The sequence below is a fragment of the Bacillus sp. ok061 genome (assembly GCF_900108285.1).
GTDB classification, from domain to species: domain Bacteria; phylum Bacillota; class Bacilli; order Bacillales; family Bacillaceae_G; genus Bacillus_A; species Bacillus_A thuringiensis_S.
Genome location: NZ_FNUW01000013.1, coordinates 1 through 22671, shown reverse-complemented (window position 1 = coordinate 22671; position 22671 = coordinate 1). Strand labels below are relative to the sequence as shown.

The window sequence follows — 22671 nt, the reverse complement described above, 5'->3', positions numbered from 1 at the left end:
CGGTTTTTTTAGCTGAAAGCAATAAATAATACACCAGCTGTAATAAAGACTACACCAACACCGGTCATAAAGTTTAACTTTTCACCGAGGATAATCATAGCGAGAATGATAGAAAATACGACGCTTAATTTATCGACAGGAGCTACTTGTGAAACCTTTCCTGTTTTGAGGGCAAGAAAATAAAATAGCCATGACGAAGCACCTGCAACCCCACTTAATGTGATAAATAGCAGTGCTTTTTTATTTAGCAGTACGTCGCCGATATTTTGAAATTTACCTTGTATGATAATAACGCCTATCATAAATAATGCCATAATAATAGATCGAATTGTTGTTGCAACGTTTGCATCGATGCCGTCTAAACCAAACTTTCCAAAAATAGATACAAGGGCAGCAGCAATTGCTGATAATAGTGCAAATAAGAGCCACGAACTCATAGTAAAATTCCTCCAATCTTACAGTATTATACATGAAAATGATTCTCATGTATAAAGTTGAAGCAATTGAGCTTTATAGAAAGCGCGACTTCAACTTAACTTCTTGCTCCACCTGAATTTTAAGGTGGGAGTTTTACTGCCTGTAAATAGTGGGCTAAATAACGAAATAATCCCCACCTTATATTTTTAATAAGGTGGGGATTATTATACTACTCTGCAATTTCCTCATATAAAAAGTACGTTACATTATAAATATGTTCTACTTCATCGTCTGTCATAAACAATAATTCGTCACGCTCAATCCCTTTTTTCTTTTCAATAAACTCAATCATATTTTTGCGTTCTTCTCTCTTCATCAATTTTATTTCTCCTCTCAATCTGTTTTAATACAGTTTATTTAAGTTACTGCTATTATATAACAGAATCTTTGGAAAGTTCCACCTATTTTATTATTTTTTTTAAAAGAACTTTTCGACAAAACAAGCCCACCTAAGGGGGGGCTTGTTTTATTTTATAGTCGTAAAAACTCAGGCTCCGTCGTACCGGCACCATCGATGTAATAAATTGTGTCGGGATTGATTTTTATCAATACGTAATTAGGGTCTTCAGGACCGAGTAACCAACGTTTTAAGCTATTATTCCAAAACTTGTTTTTTAATGTCGAGTCTTCCTCGATTGAAGCCAATCCTTCAACTTCAATATAATCTTCATCTAATTTTTTCCCTTCTCGTCCGAGTAGTACATGGACATTAGGATTGTGTTCAATATCTGTTATCTTTTTTGATTGTCGATCTGTTGCAACATACAGTACAAAATCTTCATGGAAAAACATCATAAAGGCGCTATGAGGTTTCTCATTTCGTACTGTAGATAATACACCAGTACGTTGACCGTGAATAATAGTTGCGATTTTTTCTTTTAAGTGCATAATTTTAACCCCTTTTCATAATTTATAATTCTGTCTGTTTAAACAAGATAATTTAAATATCTTTCATACTGTTTTCTTCAATCCGATTTTTTAAACGTAATTGTGATGAAATCGGACAAGTTAGGAGAAGAATAATAATAATATTGAGGAGAAATACATACGATGGAAGGGTGAAAAGCATGTTTAATAAAATATTTCTTATAGTAGCGCTTATAGGTGTACCACTGTCTGTACTTGGAAAAACACTTCATTGGCCAGAAACAATTATGTTCGCTGTGTATTGTATTACGATTATCGCATTAGCTGGTTTTATGGGGAGAGCAACAGAGAGTTTAGCAATTGTTTCTGGTCCTAGAATAGGCGGATTATTAAATGCTACTTTCGGTAATGCTGTTGAACTTATCATTTCAATTTTTGCACTTCAAGCAGGGTTAATTGAAGTGGTGTTAGCTTCTTTAACGGGTTCTGTACTTGGAAATTTATTATTAGTAGGAGGGTTATCTTTCTTTGTTGGAGGTCTTAAATACAAAAGACAAAGTTTTAATGTATACGATGCAAGGCATAATTCAGCTTTATTAATATTTGCTGTTGTCGTGGCCTTTGTTATTCCAGAGATCTTTTCAATGAAGATGGACGCTGGCAAGACGTATCAATTAAGTATAGGTGTTTCTATTATTATGATTATCATGTACCTTGCTGCATTACTATTTAAGTTAGTTACGCACCGTGGTGTATATCAACATAAAAGTGACGAAATAGCGCATGAAGAAGAGCCAGAGTGGTCGAAAGGGAAGGCACTCCTTATTTTAGCGATAGCAACACTGGCGGTAGCTTATGTATCAGAGGCGCTCGTGCATACTTTTGAAACTGTTGCAAAATCATTTGGTTGGTCAGAGTTATTTATAGGGGTTATTATCGTTGCAATTGTTGGAAATGCAGCGGAACATGCGTCTGCAATTATTATGGCTTATAAAAATAAAGTAAATATTGCAGTCGAAATTGCAATAGGCTCTACATTACAAATCGCCATGTTTGTTGCTCCTGTATTAGTATTGCTTTCTATGTTCTTTACGCAGAGAATGCCTTTAGTATTTACCATACCAGAACTTGTGTCTATGATTACAGCCGTTTTCTTAACGATTGCAATTTCAAATGATGGAGATACAAACTGGTTTGAAGGTGGCACTTTACTAGCGGCGTATGTCATTATGGGAATTGGTTTTTATTTATTATGAAAAATAGGCATAACAATTGTGCTCAGAGAAAACAATAAACAAAGTAGTATATATACCTTTACATAGGAAGGAGCCAGACAGGTGAAACGAGTATACAGCATATGTCTTTCAACTATGGTCTCGTTTATTTTATTATTTCCTAACATGAGTTTTGCAAAGACAACAGTAGGAACAAAAATGCCTTCATCTGTTTTAAATATTTCAAAAGACAATACATTTCCAAATGATGCGCAAGATTTGCCACGTTTACAGCCAAGTAAGTTTGCTCAAGAACTATTGAAAACAGCTAATATTAAAATTGAAAATCCAGACTTAATTCGGATGTTTAATGAAACGACAATTTCAAATGCGCCGCTTGCAGTGGGGTATCGGGCAAAAATTTATTTAGGTCAATGGGCTTTACATTATGAATCAGTAGACACATCGATTAATTGGGAATATAAACAAGTGAATCGAAATGTGTATGATAATCGCGGAGGAGACCGTTTATATCCACTTCGCTATAAGCAAGAAACACAAAAGACGGTTGAAGGTGATTTAACAGCAGATATGAAAGATGCTGCAGATGTGAAAAAAATGATGCTTCTCAAAGCACTTGAAAAAGTACAATTACCCCTTTCGTTTAAAACAACTATTGGTTATGGTACTGGACATGAGCGTGTGTATAATATTAGTCCGAGTCAACTCGGATATTTATACGCTTATACACCAGCAGTAAATGAAAAGGGAAAAGTAACATTTGGAGAAGTCTATCTTGTATTAAAGGGAAATCAAAAAAGACTTGTTGTGAAAAATATTACCTCTCAAGGAATTGGAGCGGCGATTCCAATTCATGATCATTTATTTTTTAAATTCATTTCTTCTTCTCACTCGCAATAACATGAAAAAACGTCAGCTTATAAGCTGACGTTTTTTATAATGTAATGTTTGCTGTTTTTGATAAGAAATCTTCTGTCGGATAGTAGCTGTTTTTTACAAGAACATTTGGTCCAAGACATTTTACTGCAGGACAGTGACAGCTTAATGATTTTGCTGTTTTTGAAGCACTCCATTTGTCGTATGCTTCTTGTAATGTGTTTGTTTGTATGTTTCCTAGAAGTGGAACATCACCAAAATCAGTAACGATAATATTGCCATCGAAAATATTTACATTTAAGCGTGAACGACCATCTGGATCGTTACGAACAGTTACATTTTTGCTCTCTTGTAACTTTTTAAATGTGGCAATGTCTCGCTCGTCATCGCTACAAGCATAGAAAGGTAAAGTTCCAAATAACATCCATACATTTTCATCGCGAATTTCTAGTAAATGCTCAATCGCATCACGAATTTCAGCTTTTGTTAAAATCTCTAGATTACTCGCGAAGTCACTTGGATACATTGGGTGAACTTCATGACGTTTACAGCCCATCTCTTCGACGATTTGGCGGTGAATATGTTCAATATGTGGTAGAGTTCTTTTGTTTAACATTGTTTCGGCCGATACAAGTACACCTGCATCTGATAGAGCCTTACTATTTGTAATCATTCTTTCGAATAATTTTGCACGTTGTTCGTAAGTAGGTTTACGCTCCATCATTGCAAATCCGCCTTCAACGAAGTCATCAATTGTTCCCCAGTTATGAGAGATATGCAACACGTCTAAATAAGGAATAATTTGTTCGTAACGTGCTAAATCTATAGTTAAGTTAGAGTTGATTTGAGTGCGAACGCCTCGTTCATGGGCGTATTTTAAGAGTGGTGTTACATAGTTGTCGACGGATTTTTTTGAAAGCATAGGTTCTCCGCCAGTAATACTTAAAGAACGTAAATGAGGAATCTCATCTAATCGTTTTAATAAAAGATCCATCGGAAGCGGATTTGGGTCTTTCGGCTGTAACGTGTAACCAACAGCGCAATGCTCACAGCGCATATTGCATAACGTCGTCGTTGTAAATTCAACATTTGTTAATAGTAGTTTGCCGTACTCTTCAAGGTCCATATACGCTTCCCATGGATCGTAAGAAGGAGTAATCGGCTTCATTTTTTGTGATATCGTCATATGAAATACTCCTTTGACTATTGAAATAACAATTTGTCCATTCTCTATAATAGAAGAATATGTGCTTTTTATAAAGTGAAACTTTTTAGCGTGAAAAGAGAGAGGGCTTACATTATAGTGGATGACTGTGACAAAATTGATGAAATTTCATGCCCATAGCAATCATTTTTGCGGTATAATAAAAGCAACTCGAATTAAAAGGAGAGTGCCTTCATGGGAAAAGCAATTCAAGATAAAGATACACAATTAGTATATTTAAAAGAGCGTTTAAATATGTTCATTGAAGTAATTGATACAATTGAACCTGAAGAAGTAGAATTAGAAGATGTAGATCGTCTTCTTGCAATGTTAGATGAATTAGAATTAAAATGTGAGCAATTTAAAAAAGACGAATAATATATTAAAAAGGCTGCCAATTCCAATTTGGTAGCCTTTTTCTGTGCGGATAATAGAAGGACGATAGAAAAAGAGGTATAATCAAGTTGTGAAAAATTTCATTTATGCTTTAATAGCGTGAAACAAATAAAAAGCTAAAGAGCATAAAAATGAAATTTTCAGCTCATAACGTTTTGGTAGCGTTCACAATTGAGGGGGAAGTAACAATGGAAAAGCTTCAAGAAAGCATGTATCAACTAATTGTTGAAACGTCAACGAACTTACCGAAAGATGTTCGTCGTGCGATTCAACAAGCGAAAGAGCGAGAAAATGCAGGGACTCGTTCTGCGATGGCACTTGGCACAATTACAAATAATATTAAAATGGCTGATGATAACATCTCACCGATTTGCCAAGATACAGGGATGCCAACGTTTAAAATTTATACACCAGTTGGTGTGAATCAATTAAAGTTGAAGGAAGCTATCTATAATGCGCTTGAGCGGGCGACAAAAGATGGTAAACTTCGTCCAAATTCTGTTGATTCTCTTTTTGGAGACAATAGTGGAAATAATTTAGGACCAGGTACACCGGTTATTAAGTTTGAACAATGGGAAAAAGATTATATTGATGCACGTTTAATCCTAAAAGGTGGTGGCTGTGAGAATAAAAATATTCAATATAGCTTACCGTGTGAACTAGAAGGACTTGGACGAGCTGGCCGTGATTTAGAAGGGATTCGTAAATGCCTTCTTCATGCAGTATACCAAGCACAAGGTCAAGGATGTAGTGCTGGTGTAATTGGTGTTGGTATCGGGGGAGACCGCACATCAGGTTATGAATTAGCAAAAAATCAATTATTCCGTACATTAGATGATGTCAATCCAGTACCAGAGTTACAACAACTTGAAGAGTACGTATTAGAAAATGCGAATAAGCTTGGCATTGGTACGATGGGATTTGGTGGAGAAACAACTTTACTTGGTTGTAAAATTGGCGTCTATAATCGTTTGCCAGCTAGTTTCTACGTATCTGTGGCGTATAATTGCTGGGCATATCGCCGCCTTGGTGTAACAATCCACCCTGAAACAGGTGAAATTATGGATTGGTTATATCAAGAAGGTGAAGATACACTTCAGCATGAAGCACAAGAAAAAACAGAGCAACGTGAGATCGTATTACAAGCGCCAATTACAGAAGAGCAAATTCGTGAACTTCGCGTTGGTGATGTTGTAACAATTAATGGCATGATGTATACAGGTCGTGACGCAATCCATAAGCATTTAATGGATAATGATTGTCCAGTAGATTTAAATGGACAAATTATTTACCACTGTGGTCCAGTTGTTGTGAAAGATGACAATGACAATTGGCAAATTAAAGCGGCAGGTCCAACGACAAGTATTCGTGAAGAACCGTACCAAGGCGATATTATGAAGAAATTTGGTATTCGCGCTGTTATTGGAAAAGGCGGTATGGGTGCGAAAACATTAGCGGCTTTAGAAGAACACGGCGGCGTGTACTTAAACGCAATTGGCGGTGCGGCGCAATATTATGCTGAATGTATTAAAGAAGTGAAAGATGTTGATTTCTTACAATTTGGTATTCCAGAAGCAATGTGGCATTTACGCATTGAAGGTTTTAAAGCAGTTGTAACGATGGACTCTCATGGTAATAGTTTACATGCAGATGTCGATAAAACATCACTTGAAAAATTAGCTAGCTTTAAAGAGCCGGTATTTAAATAAACAAAAATGCATCTCGAATCTTTCGAGATGCATTTTTTGGTATATATAGAAAAACATGCACAGCATGAAAGTAAGTAAGGAAACAGAAACTACAGGTACGATTATATATGGAAAGGAGACTATTTATGAAATATAAATGGTTATATATCGGTCTCATTTTTTCAATTATGATGGCACTTGTTCCAGTTTCAACATTGGCTTATACAAATACTCCACATAACTGGGGAATCCCGCGTCCTAAAAATGAAACAGTACCAGATGCAGGAAAGTTATATACAGATTTACTTCAAAAAAATGGCGGGTTTTATTTAGGAGATACGAAGAAAAAAGATATTTATTTAACATTTGATAATGGATATGAGAATGGATACACAGGGAAAATCTTAGATGTATTAAAAGAGAAAAAAGTACCAGCAACTTTCTTTGTAACGGGGCATTACATTAAAACACAAAAAGATTTATTGTTAAGAATGAAGGATGAAGGACACATTATTGGAAATCATTCTTGGAGTCATCCTGATTTTACAGCGGTAAATGATGAGAAACTTCGTGAAGAATTAACGAGTGTAACGGAAGAAATTAAAAAAGTAACTGGGCAAAAAGAAGTGAAATATGTACGTCCTCCGCGCGGCGTATTTAGTGAAAGAACGTTAGCTCTTACGAAAGAAATGGGCTACTATAATGTATTTTGGTCACTTGCATTTTTGGATTGGAAAGTGGATCAGCAAAGAGGATGGCAATATGCGCATAATAATGTTATGACGATGATTCACCCAGGATCTATTTTATTACTTCATGCAATATCAAAAGATAATGCAGAAGCACTTGCGAAAATCATTGATGATTTGCGCGAGAAAGGGTATCATTTTAAAAGTCTAGATGACTTAGTAAAAAGCAATCAACCGTAAGCGTGTATGCTTACGGTTTTCTCATGCTATAATGATGTGTAAAAAGGATGGGGAAACGTATGTGGAGCGAAAATGTTACGTTAGAGTATCCGTATCATTTTGAAGAAGTATTAAAACGTTTATCTTTTGATCCTCTTAACGTCATTCAATTAGATGAGAAAGTCATTTATATCCCGCTTTGTATAGACGAGGAACAGGTTATTGTTCGCTTACAAGGGATTGGTACTGTACAAAATCCACAGTTTTGGATTTCTAGTCAGACAGGAAATCCGGAGAAAGTCATGAAACGAATGAGGACCATTTTTCATTGGAATGAACCGTTTCAAGATATACAAAATCATTTTTTAAACACATCATTACGTCCACTATTTGAAACATATGCTTATACTCCAATTATTTTAGAATTTGATTATTTTGCTTGTCTTCTTCGCTGTATCATTCACCAACAAATAAATTTGAAATTTGCTACTGTGTTAACAGAACAATTTGTGAAACGGTATGGAACAGAGAAGAACGGTGTATTCTTTTTCCCCACTCCGGAAATAGTAGCAAATATTTCAATAGAAGAATTGAGAGAGCAGAAGTTTAGTCAGCGAAAGGCTGAATATATAGTAGGATTAGGTCGAAGTATTGTCAGTGGTACATTAAATTTAGCGAGTATAGAAACCGGGACGGAAGAAGAGGTTGGGGCACAATTGTTGCCAATTAGGGGAATTGGTGCATGGACAGTGCAAAACTTTTTAATGTTTGGGCTTGGACGGAAAAATATGTTCCCGAAAGCGGATATTGGGATTCAGCGTGCAGTGCAAGGTATATTTCAATTAGATGATAAACCTGATGATGCATTTTTAGAAAAAGTGAAACAAGAGTGTGAACCATACTGCAGTTATGCAGCGTTATATTTATGGAAAAGTATAGAGTAGAGGTGTAATAATGATACAAAAGCAACATGAGAGTAAGTTGGAAGTTGGTCAAACGTTTCCTGTGACAATTAAACGTCTTGGGATTAACGGAGAAGGCGTTGGTTATTTTAAGAGACAAGTTGTTTTCATTCCAGGGGCATTACCAGGAGAAGAAGTTGTTGCAGAAACAACGAAAATTCAGCGTGGCTTCGCTGAAGCGAAAGTGAAAAAAGTTCGTAAAGCTTCACCGCATCGTGTGAAAGCACCGTGTCCAGTGTATGAGGAGTGTGGCGGTTGTCAGCTGCAACATTTAGATTATAAAGAACAATTGAATCAAAAGCGTGATATCGTTGTACAAGCATTTGAGAAGTACATGAAAAACAGCATGGAAGAGAAAATTCGTCCAACGCTTGGCATGGAAAATCCATGGCATTATCGTAATAAGAGTCAATTACAAGTGGGGCGTAAAGACGAAAAAGTTATTACAGGGCTATATAAACAAAACTCACATCAGTTAATTGATATCGCTCACTGTATGATTCAACATAAAGCAACAAATGAAGCGACAAAAGTTGTAAGACGTATATTAGAAAAGTTAAATGTTTCTATTTACAATGAGAAAAAACAAAAAGGTTTAGTACGCACAATTGTAACACGTACTGCAGTTCAAACAGGGGAAGTACAAGTTACACTTATTACAACAAAAGAAGAATTACCAAATAAAGAACAATTTATTGCAGAAGTACAAAAACAGATGCCAGCGGTTAAATCAATTATGCAAAATGTAAACTGGCGTAAAACATCTGTTATTTTTGGCGACAAAACATTTAAATTAGCTGGAAAAGAAGTAATTCAAGAAACACTTGGTGATTTATCATTCGAATTATCAGCACGTGCATTCTTCCAGTTGAATCCAGAACAAACTGTTGTTTTATATGATGAAGCGAAAAAAGCAGCTGCGTTAACAGGAAACGAGAAGATTGTGGATGCGTACTGTGGTGTTGGTACAATCGGTCTTTGGCTTGCGAACGATGCAGCGGAAGTACGTGGTATGGATGTAATTCCAGAAGCGATTGCAGATGCAAGGAAAAATGCGAAGCGTCACGGATTTACAAATACGAAATATGAAGCAGGTAAAGCTGAACAATGGTTACCGAAATGGGTAAAAGAAGGATGGCGTCCAGATGTAATTGTTGTCGATCCACCTCGTACAGGTTGCGATGATAAATTACTGGAAACAATTTTAAAAGTGAAACCAAAACAAGTTGTTTACGTATCATGTAATCCTTCTTCATTAGCACGTGATGTACAAGCATTAATGAAGAGTTATGAAGTGGAATATGTACAACCAGTTGATATGTTCCCACATACAGCCCATGTTGAGAACGTAGTTAAATTAACGCTGAAATAAAGGGGTTTTAATGAGATTGTTGATGGGTTTGACCACATTCTGACCACATCAACAATTTTTTTATGATTTTAATGCCTCACTTAGCTTTAAAACAGCACTTTCTTGCATATCTATAGTAACATGACTATAAGTATCTAATGTGGTCTTAATTGAACTGTGTCCTAAACGTTCGCTTACGATTTTTGGATTAATACCCAGCTTCAATAAAATTGTTGCATGTGTATGTCTTAAATCATGAAACCTAATTTGAGGTACATCGGCTTTTTTTATAAATTGATTAAAAGTAGTTGTCATAGTTCTTGGTAATATTGGCTGTCCAGTTTCTTTAGCAAAGACTAAATCATTATCCTCGTATGACTGCCCAAATAATAATTTGAATTCATTTTGTTTAGCTTTATAAGACTTAAATTCTTTACATAAGTTCGGATCGATAGAAATTAAGCGTTTTGATCCATGCGTTTTTGGTTCTGTAAATCTAAAACCATTTTCATCATAAATAAGTGTTTCTGTAACGCTTATTTTCCCTTCATTCAAATCGAAATTCTTCCACTTCAGACCAAGTACTTCTCCACGCCTCATACCTGTATTTAATGCCAATAAGAAAAGATGATAATAGATGACATTTTCAAATTTTGTACGATTTAAAAACTTTTTTGTTTCTTCGATTGACCACGTAGAATTGACCACTTTTCGTGGTCGAGGTATTTCCACATGTTGAAATGGGTTTTTAAACAGGAGCTCCCATCTAACGGCGTCTTCTAATGATCCTTTTAAAACAGTGAAAATATATTCAATATACTTAGGTGATAATCCTTCATCAATCAGGGATTTAACAAATCGTTGTCCGTGCAAGGGTTTTAATTCCTTTAGTTTGTGTGAACCAAGCACAGGTATAATTCGGCTGTTTACAGCTCTTTTATAATTGGTGAATGTAGTTTCTCTTACTCTTTGTTTAGCGGTATTTTCTAGCCATTCATGTAAATAATCACTAAGAATAAAATTCTTATCATCAACTAGACTTCCGGTATTAAATTGATGGATAAGCTCATTGCATGCACGTTCGGCTTCTTTCTTTGTTTTAAAGCCTGATGCTGTTTTTTGTTTTCTTTTGCCAGTAAGAGGATCTCTTCCAATATCAATTGTAAATGACCACTTTTCACCGCGTTTTCTAAAATATCCTTTCATTATCCATACCTCCTTGAACTAATAGTATTCGAATAGCACAAATAATTCCAGTATCAGAAAAAGGAAATAGACACCCATTCGAGTGTCTATGTGGTAAAATATATGTATCCATACTTCTAAGTCCACATAATTTGTGGGCTTTTTTTATTGGTGCAAAATCAGTGTTTTGTTGTATTTTGTCGAATTAGAATAAAAAAAGAGAGCGGCAGCTCTCTTTGGTTAATTTGGTAAAAATATGTAAAAATTTACCTCTAGATATTGGAAAACATTTCTTTTATGATGAAACCAACAGAAGTACAGCTTGCCATTTTCATCATAGAATATTTTTGTTGTTTCGCAGCATTTCCACGTATAGCGAAACCTGTTTAGCAAAATGTCCTTTCTGACGCCCATCAAGCTCCTCATAAGCTTTTTTGACGTCACTTTGTAGTAATGCTAGTAACGCATCATCTTGCTCATTCTCGAAGTTTAGAAGTGTGTCTGTAGAAATACGGAAAATCGACGCTAAAGTTTTGATGCTCTCAACATCTGGCTGGTGTCGATCTGTCTCCCAATGTTTCATTTGACCGTGACTAAAACCGTATTTATCAGCAAACTCCTCTTGTGTTAAACCTGACTTTTTTCTAAAGTATTTAATAGTTTGGCCTAATGTTCTCATAATTCGAGTATAGTTATCTGACAATCTATATACCACAAAAGTTAGATATACTAACAAAATAGATAAAAAAGTTAGGGGTGTACGAAAAATAATATTTATATAGAACAAATGTTTGTTTAGTGGTAAAATATGCATATGGGTTCTTCATGAGTCTCATGCATAATTGCATATTTTATTTTTGTGCAACTTGAAAAACGTTGATATAAAGCGTTTTTTAAATTTTCTCAACAATTGTCTGACAATCACAGGACTGAATATTGGGAAAAATGTGGTATTATGAAAACAATAAAATAAACGGACGTGAAAAAAGACCCACGGTGTAAGTAGTGTTGGACGCACTCTTACACTGCCCCCTAACCACCTAGGGAACATTGTCGCGGATCTTGTACATACATATTATAACACACCTTAGATTTAAAGTGGCGCGTTTTCCTTTATATGTAACAAAATGGGGTTTACGTGTCTTTTGTCCATAAGGAGGACAAAGATTGTGCGAGTTTCATTAGATTTGATCGACATGAAAGAAAATTTAAAATCAAATGGTTATACAAATCGAAAACTAGCAACGCGTTTTAAAGTAACACACACAACAGTGAATGGCTACTTTAGTAAGCAAGATAAATTTGATTTTATGCATTTAGTTGATGCCCTTAAGCTATATAAGCCTAAAGATTTAGAATTTAGAAGGAATTGTATTAAAGAGTATGTTCCTAAAATGTCTCACAAAAATTTGAAATTGGCATTAGAAGTTTTGGATATGTTCGGAGAGTATGAACTTCAAGATACAGTTATAAAACAAATAATGAGTTTCGATACGAATAAGGATGAAAAAAAGAAGGGAAACGAGAATACAAAAAAAGAAAAGAAAAAAGGAAATTCAAAAACTATACGGATAAATCTAAATTTAATTCCGTTATATAAAACGTTACGCGAAAGAAGCGAAAATACAGTCACTCCTAAACAGTATTTTGAGAAAGTCGATAAGATGAGAAAGAAACAAAAATATACAGACAATGAACTGGTAATAATTTCGGTCTTAAATACGATATATTCTTTTTTTGATTTAGGAAATTATAAGATGGTTAATGAATATATCCAGCAATTATTACCTGACATTTTAGAAATTAAATGTCATACTCTAAGAGATTCTCTTTTATTGAGAGTAAAAGAAATGCAAGTTTTCGTTGCGCTTCACGAAGATAATAAAGAAAAAGCTCGCGAATTATGTTTTGAAATAATAAATGATGAGGCGAATTGTTATGTCAGTACTAAGTCAGTAGCATATTGTAAAATTGGAGAAAGTTTTGTTTTCTCCGATTTTCAAAAAGCGAAAGATTATATGGAGAAATCACTTTCTGTTATTGGGAATCCAGTAAACCAAAAGTTAGAAATAAGAAGAGGAAAAGTATTAAATACGCTTTTATTTTTAAAAATATACCACGAGAAAGATTTGCATACCATTAGCCTTGAAGATTTAGATGAAGCTGAAAAGGCCTTTTTATATATAAGATTAGGTGAAAATGAAAAAGCTATTAAAATTTTAAAAGCTTTACAAGATAAAAATGGTTATCTTAGCAGTTTTCAACTATATTATATGGGTCTTGCAGTTGGAGGGGAAGAGGGAAAAAAATACTTAGAAATGTCCGCAGAAAGTTTTTCTAAATCAGGTGATTTCTTCTATATTTTTCTACCAAAAACAGCCTTGAAATGTTATAATTGAATTATTCATAAAAGGTGGTGAAACACTTGAAAAATAAGCTTGTAAAAGCAATTTTAACTATTGCTACTGTAGCTTGTCTTTCTATCACAGCTTTTCAGGTGACAGAAAAGGATAAGGTACAAAGTGCTAAAGAACAAAGACAAACTTTATACATGGTTGATCCCGGCCCTGGTGGCGGGTAATTAATATAAATATTGACAATGACACTATCAAATAGATAGTGTCATTTCTACTTTATAGGGAATGGAAACATTTTGACTGTAACGACAAAAACTTTCCACTTTAAGTGAGTTCACATATAAAAAAGGGATGCAGGGGGAATTAGGGATGACGAAAGAGCAATTAGTGAGAATGGCTGCGAAATTAGGTTTACAACAGGGGAATCCTAAAGCGGAGGACATTTTAAAGATTGTCCTTGATGAATCATATAAGGAAAAACCAAATACATAAAAAAGAAGACTGCCATATGAGGTAGTCTTCTTTGATTAGCTATTCTTTTTGTTCTGCATATAAGTAACGTACATTTCTAATTGCTCCCAAGCTTTCTTTCGCTCATCCTCTGGAAGACTTTCAATTAATGACATGATATTCTTTCCTTCTTCAGATACAACTTTATCTTCTTCTTCATTTAGTTCAGGGTCTTCCGATCTCCCTAACAAATAATCTGTAGTTACATTGAATACTTCTGAAAACTTTGTGGTTACTTCTCTTGAAGGTTGTTTTTTTCCAGATTCAACTTTTGAAACAAATGACTCGCTGACATCAACCTTTTCACCTAATTCTCTCTGAGACCATTTTTTCTCTTTCCTTAGTTCTTTTATCCTAATGGATAGTATAGGTAACATAATTTATTCCCCTTTTTCAAAATGCTATTCCATGTGTATTATTTTATGGTTATGTTTTATGTCAATTATAATATATATTCTACATAAAACTTGACCACTAGTCCATTTCTTGTTTTAAAAAATAAAAATTAAAATAAATACTTGACCCTAGGTCATGTCAGGTGTACAATGAAAATGTAATCGAGAGGTGAAGCCGATGAAAATAAAAGGGAGTTACATTAAAGAACTTCGCACGAGTAAAAAACTCACGCAAAAACAACTTGCTGAACTATCACAAATCAGTGAGAGCATGGTTTCGAAGATAGAATTAGGTGTTAAATCAGCTAAGATTGAAACATTAAAAAAAATAGCAAACGCTTTATCGACAACAATGGATGACTTAGTGGGATGAGGTCATTTTTTAAATATCACAAACTTGACCTGAGGTCATTGTAAGTGGGTTTTACTTGACCTCAAGATAATAAAGGAGGAAAGAAAATGAATCAATTACAAGTTGTGCAACATCCGATAAGTGAGTTTGTTTTTACAGAAGGAAATCAAGTGGTTACAGACAGCTTAACAATGGCTCAAATGTTTGGGAAAGAACATAAAAATGTAATTCGAGATGTCGAGGTCCAACTAGAAAAATTGATTGAAGCAAATGAAACAGAATGGGGGCAGCTCAACTTTGAGCATACTCAATACCAACATTATCAAAATAAACAATGGTATCCAAAGTTCAATCTTACAGAAGATGCATTCGCGATTGTTGCAATGAGCTACATAACACCAGAGGCAATGAAAATGAAAATTAAGTTCTTACAAGAGTTCAAACGAATGAAAGAACACATCCAAAAATTACAACAACAACCGAAAACCGTTGAGGATGCAATCATCTACAGCATGACTGAACTAAAACAAATTAAATCAAGGCAAGATCATACGGAAGAAGAAATGAACAAAATGAAACTTTTAGTAGATAATGAGCTTTGGCTTACTGAACAAAACAAAGGTGCTGTTCAACAAAAAGTGAAACAACGTGTTTTTGAACTAAGAAAAGAAGGTTATGATAACGCATCTTATCAAGGAGTGTATGGGGCGTTAAAAAGGCATTTCGGGGTAGCTAAATACGATAAGATACCACGAAAATACTATCAATATGCAATGAAATTTATTTCTGGATGGTATCCGCCCGAAAGACCTAATTTATTCGATGATCATGTTTCTGAATTGCAAAATTAAAATTTTATTAGAAGAAAGGAAGATATAAAAAATGAAAAACTCAACAGTTCAAATAGCGTTGGCAATTACAAAGTTTTCAGCTCAAAAGGGATGGAGGGATGAAGAGTTTTGGGAGGCTATTGAATTGCTTCGCTTCAATAAAGAAGATGAAAGACAAACAACTGTAGAAAAGCTAGATAGCATTCCAGTCACTAATGATAGCACGAACGATTATCCAATTATGTTAAACGTAAAACACGTAGAAGAAATATTAGGAGTAGCGAAAAGAACAGCTTACGACATTATGGATCAAAAAGGTTTTCCTTTAGTGAAAATTGGGAGAAAGAAAGTAGTTCCAAGGGATGCATTCTTTAATTGGCTAGAAAAGGGGGTGTCAGCATGATGGAAGATACAACATCATTAGCTATATTAGCAATGGTAATCGCATGTGGGTCATGGTTGTTTTACATTACTTATGAACCAATAAAAGCATGGGCATGGAGTGGAGTAGAACAAAATAAAAAGGCCCACGGCAATGGGTCCTTTGAAAAAAATAAGTTGTTATAAGTATACCACGGGAAGCAGGGAAATAGTACATGGATTTAATTGAATATCAAGTGCTATTACCTAATAAGTTCTGGGACTTAGCAAAAAACAAAGATGAATTAAAGAAAATGATTGAACAGTATTTCAGTGTTGGATATCCAAATTATGAAATTCAACGAATCATAAAAAGTGGACAAGCATATGTGGCAGTTTGTACGAGGAGGTAATTACAGTGTCAGAAGTTAAATGGATAAAGCTTTCAACTAGTATGTTTGAGGATGAAAAAATACGTTTAATCGAAAGCATGCCTGAAGCTGATACCTTACTAATTATATGGATTAGATTATTAGCGCAAGCCGGAAAAACAAATGCGAGTGGGTATATTTTTCTTAGCAAAAACATTCCTTACTCAGATGAAATGCTCGCAACTCTGTTCAATAGACCGATTGCAACAGTGAGATTAGCACTTCAAACATTTCAACAATTTGGAATGATTGAGATAACAGATGATCAATACATTTGTATTTCGAATTGGGAGAAGCACCAGAATGTTGATGGCCTAGAACGTGTGAAACAATTAAATGCAGAACGGAATAAAAAATACCGTGAACGTAAGAAACAACAGCAATTAACACTAGAAAACAAGGGAAATGAAAGTGACGTTCGCATGACGTCACGTGACGGTACAGATATAGAAGAAGATAAAGAATTAGATAAAGATAAAGAATTAGAAATAATTAATATATCTTCTTCTGACGAATCGGATACAAAAGTATCAATCCCTTATCAAGAAATCCTAAATTACTTAAATGAAAAAGCAGATAAAAACTTTAATCATAAAGCCGAGAGTCACAAAAAACTAATTAGAGCGAGATGGAATGAAGGTTATACAGTTGAAAACTTCAAAACCGTCATTGATAACAAGGTATCACAATGGCTTGGAAAGTTTGATAAAGAAGGGAAACCTCTTGATCAATATCTAAGACCAAGTACATTATTTGCTCTAAAACATTTTGATAATTACTTGAACGAAACAGTAAAAGGAGAGAATTCAAATGCAAGCTCTAAAAAACACAAAAACAATGAATTCATTCAAAAATACGACTTCTCAAAACGCTAGTCAAAGATATGTACTTTCACCTAATAGATGCAAGAATGTCTTTTTAGTAGGGAAAGAAAAATTTAAAGATGTTTGCAGCAAACGCATGTTGATAGATACAGAAACACTTGAGGAGTTTTGTCCTCAATGTAGATCGGTAGAAAAGGAAGATCAGAAATTAGCTATAGAGACGCTTGCTATAAAAAAGAAAAATGAAATCATTCATTTATATGATTCATTTGCTGATAACAGCTTAATAAATGACAAACTCAAAAAAGCTACATTTGAAAATTATGTACCAACGAAAAAGGAATTAGCCGATGCGAAAGAAACAATTATGCATTTTGTAGCTTCATTTAATAAAGAAGAACCAATAAGCATGATAATAACGGGGGATTATGGAGTAGGGAAAAGTCATTTGTGTGTGGCAGCAACTAAGGAACTTATGAAAAAGGGTCACAGTGCAATGTTTATTCAAATGAATAAGCTATTTACCAAAATCAAATCCACATGGAATAAAAACAGTGAAATGACAGAGGACAAGTTAATGTCTCTACTAGCAAAAGTCGATGTCTTGATTATTGATGACTTTGGAGCGGAATTTACAGAGAAAGATAAAGAGGGCGTCACATGGAAACAAACGAAGACAAATGAAATTGTAGATAGCCGTATAGGTAAAAGCACTTTATTTACTACTAATTTTACGATCGATGAATTAGCAGAAATGTATGGAGAACGTGACTTTAGTCGAATGATGGAAAACGCTGAAATGTTAGAAATGCATGGGGATAATTATAGATTACGTAATTTCAAAAAGGAGGAATAAGTATGTGTGTATTATGTCATGATACAGGAATTATTCGTAAAGAAACTTTTCCAGGTGTGATTGGAACGAAAGGTTGCAATTGTGAAGTAGCAAAGCAACAGCAAGAAGAAAACGATAAGCGTTGGCAAGCATGGTTAATCGAATTTGAATCAATGAAACAAGAGTTGCAACGGAATCAACAACAAAAAGTAAGTTAACAAGGGGGAGCAAGTTATGAAAAATACAGGTGTTGTAAGAAAAGTGGACGAGCTAGGTCGAGTAGTAATTCCAGTTGAGTTACGTAGAACTTTGGGTATTGCTGAAGGGACAGCATTAGACTTTCATGTTGATGGGGAAAACATCGTTTTAAGAAAACCAGAAAAGTCATGTTTTGTAACAGGTAAAGTGTCTGAATCCAACATCGATTTGTTAGGTGGCCGAATGGTTTTGAGTAAGGAAGGGGCACTTGAGTTACTTAATTCTCTTGAAAAGAGTGTGAAGGAACATGCCTAAACAATTAAATATTTTCGATGTAGAGCCAGCAATTTACGAGTTCAATGTAATGAAGGCAAATGTGAAAAGAGGTACTGGACGTAATACATACGCTGATGTACGTGTCCAAGTTCCGAAGAATGCAAAGTGTACGGATGAGTTACCACGCACAACAAAACAAGATGATCGTTATGACATCTTTGAACAATATGCAATGGCGATTTGGAGATTTCAACGCGCTGTAGATAAGTTTTTTAGTTGGGATACAGCGGAAGAGTTATGTAAGGCAGCAAGGGATAAAAAAGAAATAATTCCGGTACGGGTTTACTTAGGAAGTGGATTTAAACCTGATGTTGTCGAGTACATGAAGTGAGAAAAAAGGGAGAGGGACATATGAAGAAAGAAATCGATGTTACAAGTAATAAACTCCTTGTAGTAAAAGATGGTGAAATCCTTTCATTCAACCCACCAGAAAGCGGTTTTGGTGAGCAAGTCGTAATTTGGGTGAACGGTAAGGGTGTCCATGTCAAAACTACTTCTAATGAAAAGATAGATTAATTATTTAATAAGAAAGTGGGGTCGCTTATGAGTGTCGCAAGAAATCATGAAGCGATGAAGGAATCACGCTTGAAGGTATACATCGCTTTAGAAGAGGCTAACTTCATTTGGGATGAAAGAGATGTAGTTCGTTTTCGTGAAATGTGGAGTCAAGGTATGAGCTTGCCAAATATGGCAAAAGCGTTAAGGAGACACCAAGCGGAAGTTGCACTTCTTGTAATAGATCAGGCTGATAAGTATTTAATTGAAAATCGTCCGATAGGATTAGGGATTTGCTAAATAGGAAGGGGAAATCAAAATGAACTTAACTAGAATATTCGGAATGCAAGAAGTATTGGATACAAGAATCATTAAGGAGCATGGATTGGAAGGACAAAATTTATTTTACAATATGATCCTTGCTTTACAGGTTGAAATTGGAGAACTTGCAAATGAAACAAGATGCTTTAAGCATTGGAGCAATAAAGGACCTAGTGAAAAAGAAGTTATTTTAATGGAGTATGTAGATGGATTTCATTTTATAGCTTCATTAGGAAATGGTATCGGATTTAATCCTAATGAATATAGCCTGAAATTATTAGAATATAATGCAAACGTCTATACGGCAAGTACGTTAGTCAATCAATTCAACAATGTATATGAAGGTATATCGGAATTTCGTGCAACCCAAGATATCGAGCTTTATGAAGAATTATTGTATTCGTTTTTAGGGTTAGGTAAGAAATTAGGATTCACATTTGAAGAAATTGAACAAGGTTATTACAAAAAGAATGAAGTGAACCACCAGCGCCAGGATAACGGATATTAAGACCAAATTTGAATATAGGATTTGTAATGAAAAGAGCCATGAGTTGTGAAGGCTCATGGCTCATTGTATAAGGGTAAAGTCGTAAGGACTTTATAAATAAATAATATCACGGATATCCAAATAAATACAATAAAAGTAAATTAAATGGTACAAAATTTGAATTTTGTTAAGAAATGAGGGAGAAAGATGAAATTATATAGCAACGTTTTAGACATTATTTATTGTCATACGAAAGAACAAGCTGATGAACTTTTTGATTTTTATATGAAGAAAGGATACAAAGTCGGGGTTTCTGTATCAGAAATTGATACAGGGACACTTGGTAAATGTGTAGTTAGGAAAATAGATATTTATAAAAACTAAACAAAAGCGTTATTTTAATCGAAAAGGGGGATTAAAATGTACCCGTTTTATGTAGATGGTGAAAAGGTATTTTCATTCTCTTACAAGCCAAGTAAAGGTGTTGTGAAAGATGATGATACTGGCAAATGGTACGAAATAACCGAAGTTGAGCAAGGTCGTGGTCGCAAGGTATACGGCAAGGAAACATGCAATTTAGACAGTTGGGATTGGAAACCTTATAAAAACTAATCATAAAGGGGAATTTATATGTATACAAAAATAGTTAAATACGAAAGAAATGGAATTGGAGTTTGGGATCAAGATTATGAGAGTTTTGAAGTTTTAAAAGAAATGAAACCAACTGATAACGATTTTTTCGAGAATATCTTAAAAATAGATGATAAATTGTACAAGCCTTGCAGCGCGTACGGTGAATATATAGCAGTTGATGAAATTAGAATCAACTACAGTCCTGTTGCGGATGTTAGAAATGAAAGTGGTGTTGAATGTCCGTATTGCGGTTTTGTGGATCAAGATACACATGAGTTTTCGAGTAACTCAGGCGAAACGGAATGCACTAATTGTGAATCGGAAATCAAATATGTAATAAACGCCGTTAATAATTCACTAGGGGAATGTGTTGAAGTTATATGTCATACGGGTCCAGTTAAATTAAATGAGCCTATCGAAATTTAATAAAATAGTTATTTGAATAGAAGGTGATAATCGTATGGATTGGTTATTAATTGCAGTAGGCATATACCTACTAATTGGAGTTGTATTGCTTGTATGGAGTATTAAAACGTCAGAATGGGGCGTGTTGTTTTTACATATTCCACTTACATTATTCATTTTATTGGGATGGCCACTTATGTTTCGATCAATCGTAAATGAAGCTTTTGAGAATTATATGAGATGGGAACTGAAAAGAAAAATAGAAAAGGAGAATAAGAGATGAAAGTAATTTGCATTAAAGATGTAATCATGAATACGGACGAAAAAAATGGTAAGTATTCTGGTAAACAAGCTTTTACAAAAGGGAAATTGTATAAAGCAAGGCATCATACAACAACCTTAGAAGACCCGCGGACACCGGTTAAAGTATTACGAGCTAATAATGATTTAAACGATCTTCATATTATAAAACACTGTTATGAAGGAGCAGACAATGCATTCTTTAAAAAGCATTTTTTAGAAGTTAAAAACTAAACAAAATTCTTATTTGAATAGAAAGGGAGATGGAGAGAATGAGATTCGCAGGAATGGTAGCAAATATGTTTAATGAGGAAGATCGATACTTTAATGTAGTCAATGGTCCATTAATTGTTGGAGAGAAATATGACTTGGGAATACTTTTGAAATACTCTGTGTTCGGAATATTGGATGGTGTATTTGTAACGGAACATGAGTATTGCGGTGAGATTGAAGGACTCCATATTTTTTCTAGGTATTGTGATAAGAGAAGAATGTTTATAGCGAGTGAAATGACTACAGGTGGAATTATCGCTCATTCTCCATTAAGTGCATATGGTGCGTTACTTAAAGCAAAATACTTATTGAAGAAGAATAAAGAAAAAGCTTATAAATTCTTGAAGAAACATCAAGAACGATGCTATGTGAATATTTTAGTTGAAGACATTCCAGAACATTTAAGGGACAAGGTCATTGAAGTGCAAAAAAATTTAATAGCTAAAAGAAATCCAGTTAAAGGTTTTTTCGAGGATTATGACGGACAAACCATTTTGAGTGATGTTAGAAATTTTAAAAGCAAAAAAGAATTTGTTGAACAGGCTGAAAAGTATCTCTTGGAAAATCAATATGGCGAAAAAATTGTTGTTAAAGCGCATGTAACAGAAATACTGGTTGGAGAAGAAGAGTGGAAACCTGCGGATGATCCTGATTTCGAAGGGGAAGAGATTACAGTATATTGTGCAGAAGTACATTCTGTAAATTAAATAAAATCTTTATTTAAAAACTAAAGAGCGCTTTTTAAAGCGCTCCTTAAGAAAAATAAAAAAGAATACCTCATGATACTGTATGTATGTTTTTTAGGAATGTGAGGATTTAAAACAAAATCGTTATTTGAGAAAAAGGAGAATGGAAATGTCCTTAGTGGGGAATTTGAAAGAACTCCAAGAAAAAGTCATTGATGAAAAGGTATTGGAATTTGCAGAGGAAATGGAATGCGTAATAATCGAAAGTGCTGCAAATGGATATTCAGGTTATAGATATCAAATTCATAAAGAAAATCCAGACAAGCATATTCTGCACTCAAAACCATTTACGGAAAAGTTACAAGAATTAATGGATGGTGTGAAAGTTGAATTTAAGGTAGTAGAAAAGAAAAACATTTTAGGTGGATCTTATTACGAACATTACATCCGTTTTAGTTGGAATGACTAATTTCTTAATAAAAAACGCTATTTTA

37 protein-coding genes are annotated in these 22671 nt (G+C 34.4%); 30 read left to right on the top strand and 7 right to left on the bottom strand.

The window, feature by feature from the left end; genetic code table 11:
- Positions 1 to 8: 8 nt before the first annotated feature.
- The 3 genes from C4S65_RS17740 to C4S65_RS17730 all read right to left on the bottom strand — a co-directional run bounded on the left by C4S65_RS17740 (position 9) and on the right by C4S65_RS17730 (position 1365).
- Positions 9 to 437 (bottom strand): EamA family transporter, encoded by a 429-nt coding sequence (locus C4S65_RS17740; RefSeq protein ID WP_000100296.1) that lies wholly within the window; start codon positions 435 to 437, stop codon positions 9 to 11.
- A gap of 209 nt (positions 438 to 646) precedes the next feature.
- A complete protein-coding gene (locus tag C4S65_RS17735) occupies positions 647 to 793 on the bottom strand; it encodes a BH0509 family protein (RefSeq protein WP_000817786.1) in 147 nt (48 codons plus the stop codon).
- Between the two features lie 155 nt (positions 794 to 948).
- Positions 949 to 1365 (bottom strand): pyridoxamine 5'-phosphate oxidase family protein, encoded by a 417-nt coding sequence (locus tag C4S65_RS17730; RefSeq protein ID WP_098838625.1) that lies wholly within the window; start codon positions 1363 to 1365, stop codon positions 949 to 951.
- A gap of 179 nt (positions 1366 to 1544) precedes the next feature.
- Here C4S65_RS17730 and cax point away from each other — a divergent pair, with 179 nt between their 5' ends.
- Together cax and C4S65_RS17720 are read left to right on the top strand one after the other, a co-directional pair.
- Positions 1545 to 2600: a calcium/proton exchanger gene (gene cax / locus C4S65_RS17725; protein ID WP_000482132.1), complete on the top strand. Its 1056-nt coding sequence runs from the start codon at positions 1545 to 1547 to the stop codon at positions 2598 to 2600.
- Positions 2601 to 2681: 81 nt separating this feature from the next.
- Positions 2682 to 3479, top strand: coding sequence for a YfkD famly protein (locus tag C4S65_RS17720; protein WP_002083605.1), 798 nt, complete (start codon positions 2682 to 2684; stop codon positions 3477 to 3479).
- A 34-nt stretch (positions 3480 to 3513) separates the two neighbouring features.
- Here the strand turns inward: C4S65_RS17720 and yfkAB are convergent, their stop codons facing one another.
- Entirely contained in the window at positions 3514 to 4641 is a 1128-nt protein-coding gene (gene yfkAB / locus C4S65_RS17715; protein WP_000156022.1) for a radical SAM/CxCxxxxC motif protein YfkAB, read from the bottom strand.
- Between the two features lie 213 nt (positions 4642 to 4854).
- On the opposite strand from yfkAB, the gene C4S65_RS17710 reads away from it, so the two are divergent.
- The 5 genes from C4S65_RS17710 (at position 4855) to rlmD (ending at position 9985) form a co-directional block, all read left to right on the top strand.
- On the top strand, positions 4855 to 5037 hold the full coding sequence (locus C4S65_RS17710) for an SE1561 family protein (RefSeq protein WP_000513558.1): 183 nt from the start codon (positions 4855 to 4857) through the stop codon (positions 5035 to 5037).
- A 206-nt stretch (positions 5038 to 5243) separates the two neighbouring features.
- Entirely contained in the window at positions 5244 to 6764 is a 1521-nt protein-coding gene (gene fumA, locus C4S65_RS17705; protein ID WP_000413526.1) for a class I fumarate hydratase, read from the top strand.
- A 125-nt stretch (positions 6765 to 6889) separates the two neighbouring features.
- On the top strand, positions 6890 to 7672 hold the full coding sequence (gene pdaA, locus C4S65_RS17700) for a delta-lactam-biosynthetic de-N-acetylase (protein WP_000875970.1): 783 nt from the start codon (positions 6890 to 6892) through the stop codon (positions 7670 to 7672).
- A gap of 59 nt (positions 7673 to 7731) precedes the next feature.
- Entirely contained in the window at positions 7732 to 8595 is an 864-nt protein-coding gene (locus tag C4S65_RS17695; protein WP_103945372.1) for a DNA-3-methyladenine glycosylase, read from the top strand.
- Positions 8596 to 8605: 10 nt separating this feature from the next.
- Positions 8606 to 9985: a 23S rRNA (uracil(1939)-C(5))-methyltransferase RlmD gene (gene rlmD, locus C4S65_RS17690; RefSeq protein WP_103945371.1), complete on the top strand. Its 1380-nt coding sequence runs from the start codon at positions 8606 to 8608 to the stop codon at positions 9983 to 9985.
- Positions 9986 to 10045: 60 nt separating this feature from the next.
- Here rlmD and C4S65_RS17685 read toward each other — a convergent pair whose 3' ends face one another.
- Positions 10046 to 11170, bottom strand: coding sequence for a site-specific integrase (locus C4S65_RS17685; protein WP_103945370.1), 1125 nt, complete (start codon positions 11168 to 11170; stop codon positions 10046 to 10048).
- Positions 11171 to 11483: 313 nt separating this feature from the next.
- Entirely contained in the window at positions 11484 to 11828 is a 345-nt protein-coding gene (locus C4S65_RS17680) for a helix-turn-helix transcriptional regulator (RefSeq protein WP_103945383.1), read from the bottom strand.
- A gap of 490 nt (positions 11829 to 12318) precedes the next feature.
- Between C4S65_RS17680 and C4S65_RS17675 the strand changes: the two genes are divergently transcribed.
- From C4S65_RS17675 to C4S65_RS35250, 3 genes are all read left to right on the top strand, one after another.
- Positions 12319 to 13548 carry an AimR family lysis-lysogeny pheromone receptor gene (locus C4S65_RS17675; protein WP_103945369.1) on the top strand — a complete coding sequence of 410 codons (1230 nt, stop codon included), beginning with the start codon at positions 12319 to 12321 and terminating at the stop codon, positions 13546 to 13548.
- Positions 13549 to 13574: 26 nt separating this feature from the next.
- Positions 13575 to 13730, top strand: a complete 156-nt coding sequence (locus C4S65_RS34460) for a hypothetical protein (RefSeq protein WP_181032139.1) — start codon at positions 13575 to 13577, stop codon at positions 13728 to 13730.
- A 145-nt stretch (positions 13731 to 13875) separates the two neighbouring features.
- The gene (locus C4S65_RS35250; RefSeq protein WP_255288586.1) at positions 13876 to 13998 is read left to right on the top strand and encodes a hypothetical protein; all 123 of its coding nucleotides are present in this window, start codon (positions 13876 to 13878) and stop codon (positions 13996 to 13998) included.
- A gap of 35 nt (positions 13999 to 14033) precedes the next feature.
- Here C4S65_RS35250 and C4S65_RS17670 read toward each other — a convergent pair whose 3' ends face one another.
- Entirely contained in the window at positions 14034 to 14393 is a 360-nt protein-coding gene (locus tag C4S65_RS17670; RefSeq protein WP_103945368.1) for a helix-turn-helix transcriptional regulator, read from the bottom strand.
- A 196-nt stretch (positions 14394 to 14589) separates the two neighbouring features.
- Here C4S65_RS17670 and C4S65_RS17665 point away from each other — a divergent pair, with 196 nt between their 5' ends.
- The 20 genes from C4S65_RS17665 (at position 14590) to C4S65_RS17580 (ending at position 22646) form a co-directional block, all read left to right on the top strand.
- The gene (locus C4S65_RS17665) at positions 14590 to 14784 is read left to right on the top strand and encodes a helix-turn-helix transcriptional regulator (RefSeq protein ID WP_087997066.1); all 195 of its coding nucleotides are present in this window, start codon (positions 14590 to 14592) and stop codon (positions 14782 to 14784) included.
- Between the two features lie 86 nt (positions 14785 to 14870).
- Positions 14871 to 15614, top strand: a complete 744-nt coding sequence (locus C4S65_RS17660; RefSeq protein ID WP_103945367.1) for an ORF6C domain-containing protein — start codon at positions 14871 to 14873, stop codon at positions 15612 to 15614.
- 31 nt (positions 15615 to 15645) lie between these two features.
- On the top strand, positions 15646 to 15996 hold the full coding sequence (locus tag C4S65_RS17655) for a helix-turn-helix domain-containing protein (RefSeq protein ID WP_098816853.1): 351 nt from the start codon (positions 15646 to 15648) through the stop codon (positions 15994 to 15996).
- A complete protein-coding gene (locus C4S65_RS34455) occupies positions 15993 to 16160 on the top strand; it encodes a hypothetical protein (RefSeq protein ID WP_176542746.1) in 168 nt (55 codons plus the stop codon). The genes C4S65_RS17655 and C4S65_RS34455 overlap by 4 nt, the downstream gene beginning before the upstream one ends.
- 29 nt (positions 16161 to 16189) lie before the next feature.
- Positions 16190 to 16366, top strand: coding sequence for a hypothetical protein (locus C4S65_RS34450; protein ID WP_000364153.1), 177 nt, complete (start codon positions 16190 to 16192; stop codon positions 16364 to 16366).
- Between the two features lie 5 nt (positions 16367 to 16371).
- Positions 16372 to 17259 (top strand): phage replisome organizer N-terminal domain-containing protein, encoded by an 888-nt coding sequence (locus C4S65_RS17645; protein WP_103945366.1) that lies wholly within the window; start codon positions 16372 to 16374, stop codon positions 17257 to 17259.
- Complete coding sequence (locus tag C4S65_RS17640; RefSeq protein WP_103945365.1) at positions 17195 to 18064, top strand: ATP-binding protein; 870 nt, start codon at positions 17195 to 17197, stop codon at positions 18062 to 18064. Before C4S65_RS17645 ends, C4S65_RS17640 begins: the two co-directional genes overlap by 65 nt.
- Positions 18065 to 18066: 2 nt before the next feature.
- Positions 18067 to 18261, top strand: coding sequence for a hypothetical protein (locus C4S65_RS17635; protein ID WP_103945364.1), 195 nt, complete (start codon positions 18067 to 18069; stop codon positions 18259 to 18261).
- Between the two features lie 16 nt (positions 18262 to 18277).
- Entirely contained in the window at positions 18278 to 18556 is a 279-nt protein-coding gene (locus tag C4S65_RS17630) for an AbrB/MazE/SpoVT family DNA-binding domain-containing protein (RefSeq protein ID WP_103945363.1), read from the top strand.
- On the top strand, positions 18549 to 18908 hold the full coding sequence (locus C4S65_RS17625) for a cell division protein SepF (RefSeq protein WP_086402704.1): 360 nt from the start codon (positions 18549 to 18551) through the stop codon (positions 18906 to 18908). Before C4S65_RS17630 ends, C4S65_RS17625 begins: the two co-directional genes overlap by 8 nt.
- Before the next feature lie 20 nt (positions 18909 to 18928).
- On the top strand, positions 18929 to 19093 hold the full coding sequence (locus C4S65_RS17620) for a DUF3954 domain-containing protein (RefSeq protein WP_050842983.1): 165 nt from the start codon (positions 18929 to 18931) through the stop codon (positions 19091 to 19093).
- Between the two features lie 27 nt (positions 19094 to 19120).
- Entirely contained in the window at positions 19121 to 19372 is a 252-nt protein-coding gene (locus C4S65_RS17615; protein ID WP_103945362.1) for a helix-turn-helix domain containing protein, read from the top strand.
- A gap of 19 nt (positions 19373 to 19391) precedes the next feature.
- Positions 19392 to 19901 carry a dUTP diphosphatase gene (locus tag C4S65_RS17610; protein WP_103945361.1) on the top strand — a complete coding sequence of 170 codons (510 nt, stop codon included), beginning with the start codon at positions 19392 to 19394 and terminating at the stop codon, positions 19899 to 19901.
- 186 nt (positions 19902 to 20087) lie between these two features.
- Positions 20088 to 20264 (top strand): hypothetical protein, encoded by a 177-nt coding sequence (locus C4S65_RS34445; RefSeq protein WP_180231406.1) that lies wholly within the window; start codon positions 20088 to 20090, stop codon positions 20262 to 20264.
- A gap of 36 nt (positions 20265 to 20300) precedes the next feature.
- Positions 20301 to 20492, top strand: coding sequence for a hypothetical protein (locus tag C4S65_RS17605; RefSeq protein ID WP_103945360.1), 192 nt, complete (start codon positions 20301 to 20303; stop codon positions 20490 to 20492).
- A gap of 18 nt (positions 20493 to 20510) precedes the next feature.
- Positions 20511 to 20939: a hypothetical protein gene (locus C4S65_RS17600; protein WP_103945359.1), complete on the top strand. Its 429-nt coding sequence runs from the start codon at positions 20511 to 20513 to the stop codon at positions 20937 to 20939.
- A 34-nt stretch (positions 20940 to 20973) separates the two neighbouring features.
- Positions 20974 to 21201, top strand: a complete 228-nt coding sequence (locus C4S65_RS17595) for a hypothetical protein (protein ID WP_000383972.1) — start codon at positions 20974 to 20976, stop codon at positions 21199 to 21201.
- Positions 21198 to 21452 (top strand): hypothetical protein, encoded by a 255-nt coding sequence (locus C4S65_RS17590; RefSeq protein ID WP_258043877.1) that lies wholly within the window; start codon positions 21198 to 21200, stop codon positions 21450 to 21452. Before C4S65_RS17595 ends, C4S65_RS17590 begins: the two co-directional genes overlap by 4 nt.
- Before the next feature lie 53 nt (positions 21453 to 21505).
- The gene (locus tag C4S65_RS17585) at positions 21506 to 22198 is read left to right on the top strand and encodes a hypothetical protein (protein ID WP_142391552.1); all 693 of its coding nucleotides are present in this window, start codon (positions 21506 to 21508) and stop codon (positions 22196 to 22198) included.
- 148 nt (positions 22199 to 22346) lie between these two features.
- The gene (locus C4S65_RS17580) at positions 22347 to 22646 is read left to right on the top strand and encodes a hypothetical protein (RefSeq protein WP_061665829.1); all 300 of its coding nucleotides are present in this window, start codon (positions 22347 to 22349) and stop codon (positions 22644 to 22646) included.
- Positions 22647 to 22671 lie beyond the last annotated feature (25 nt).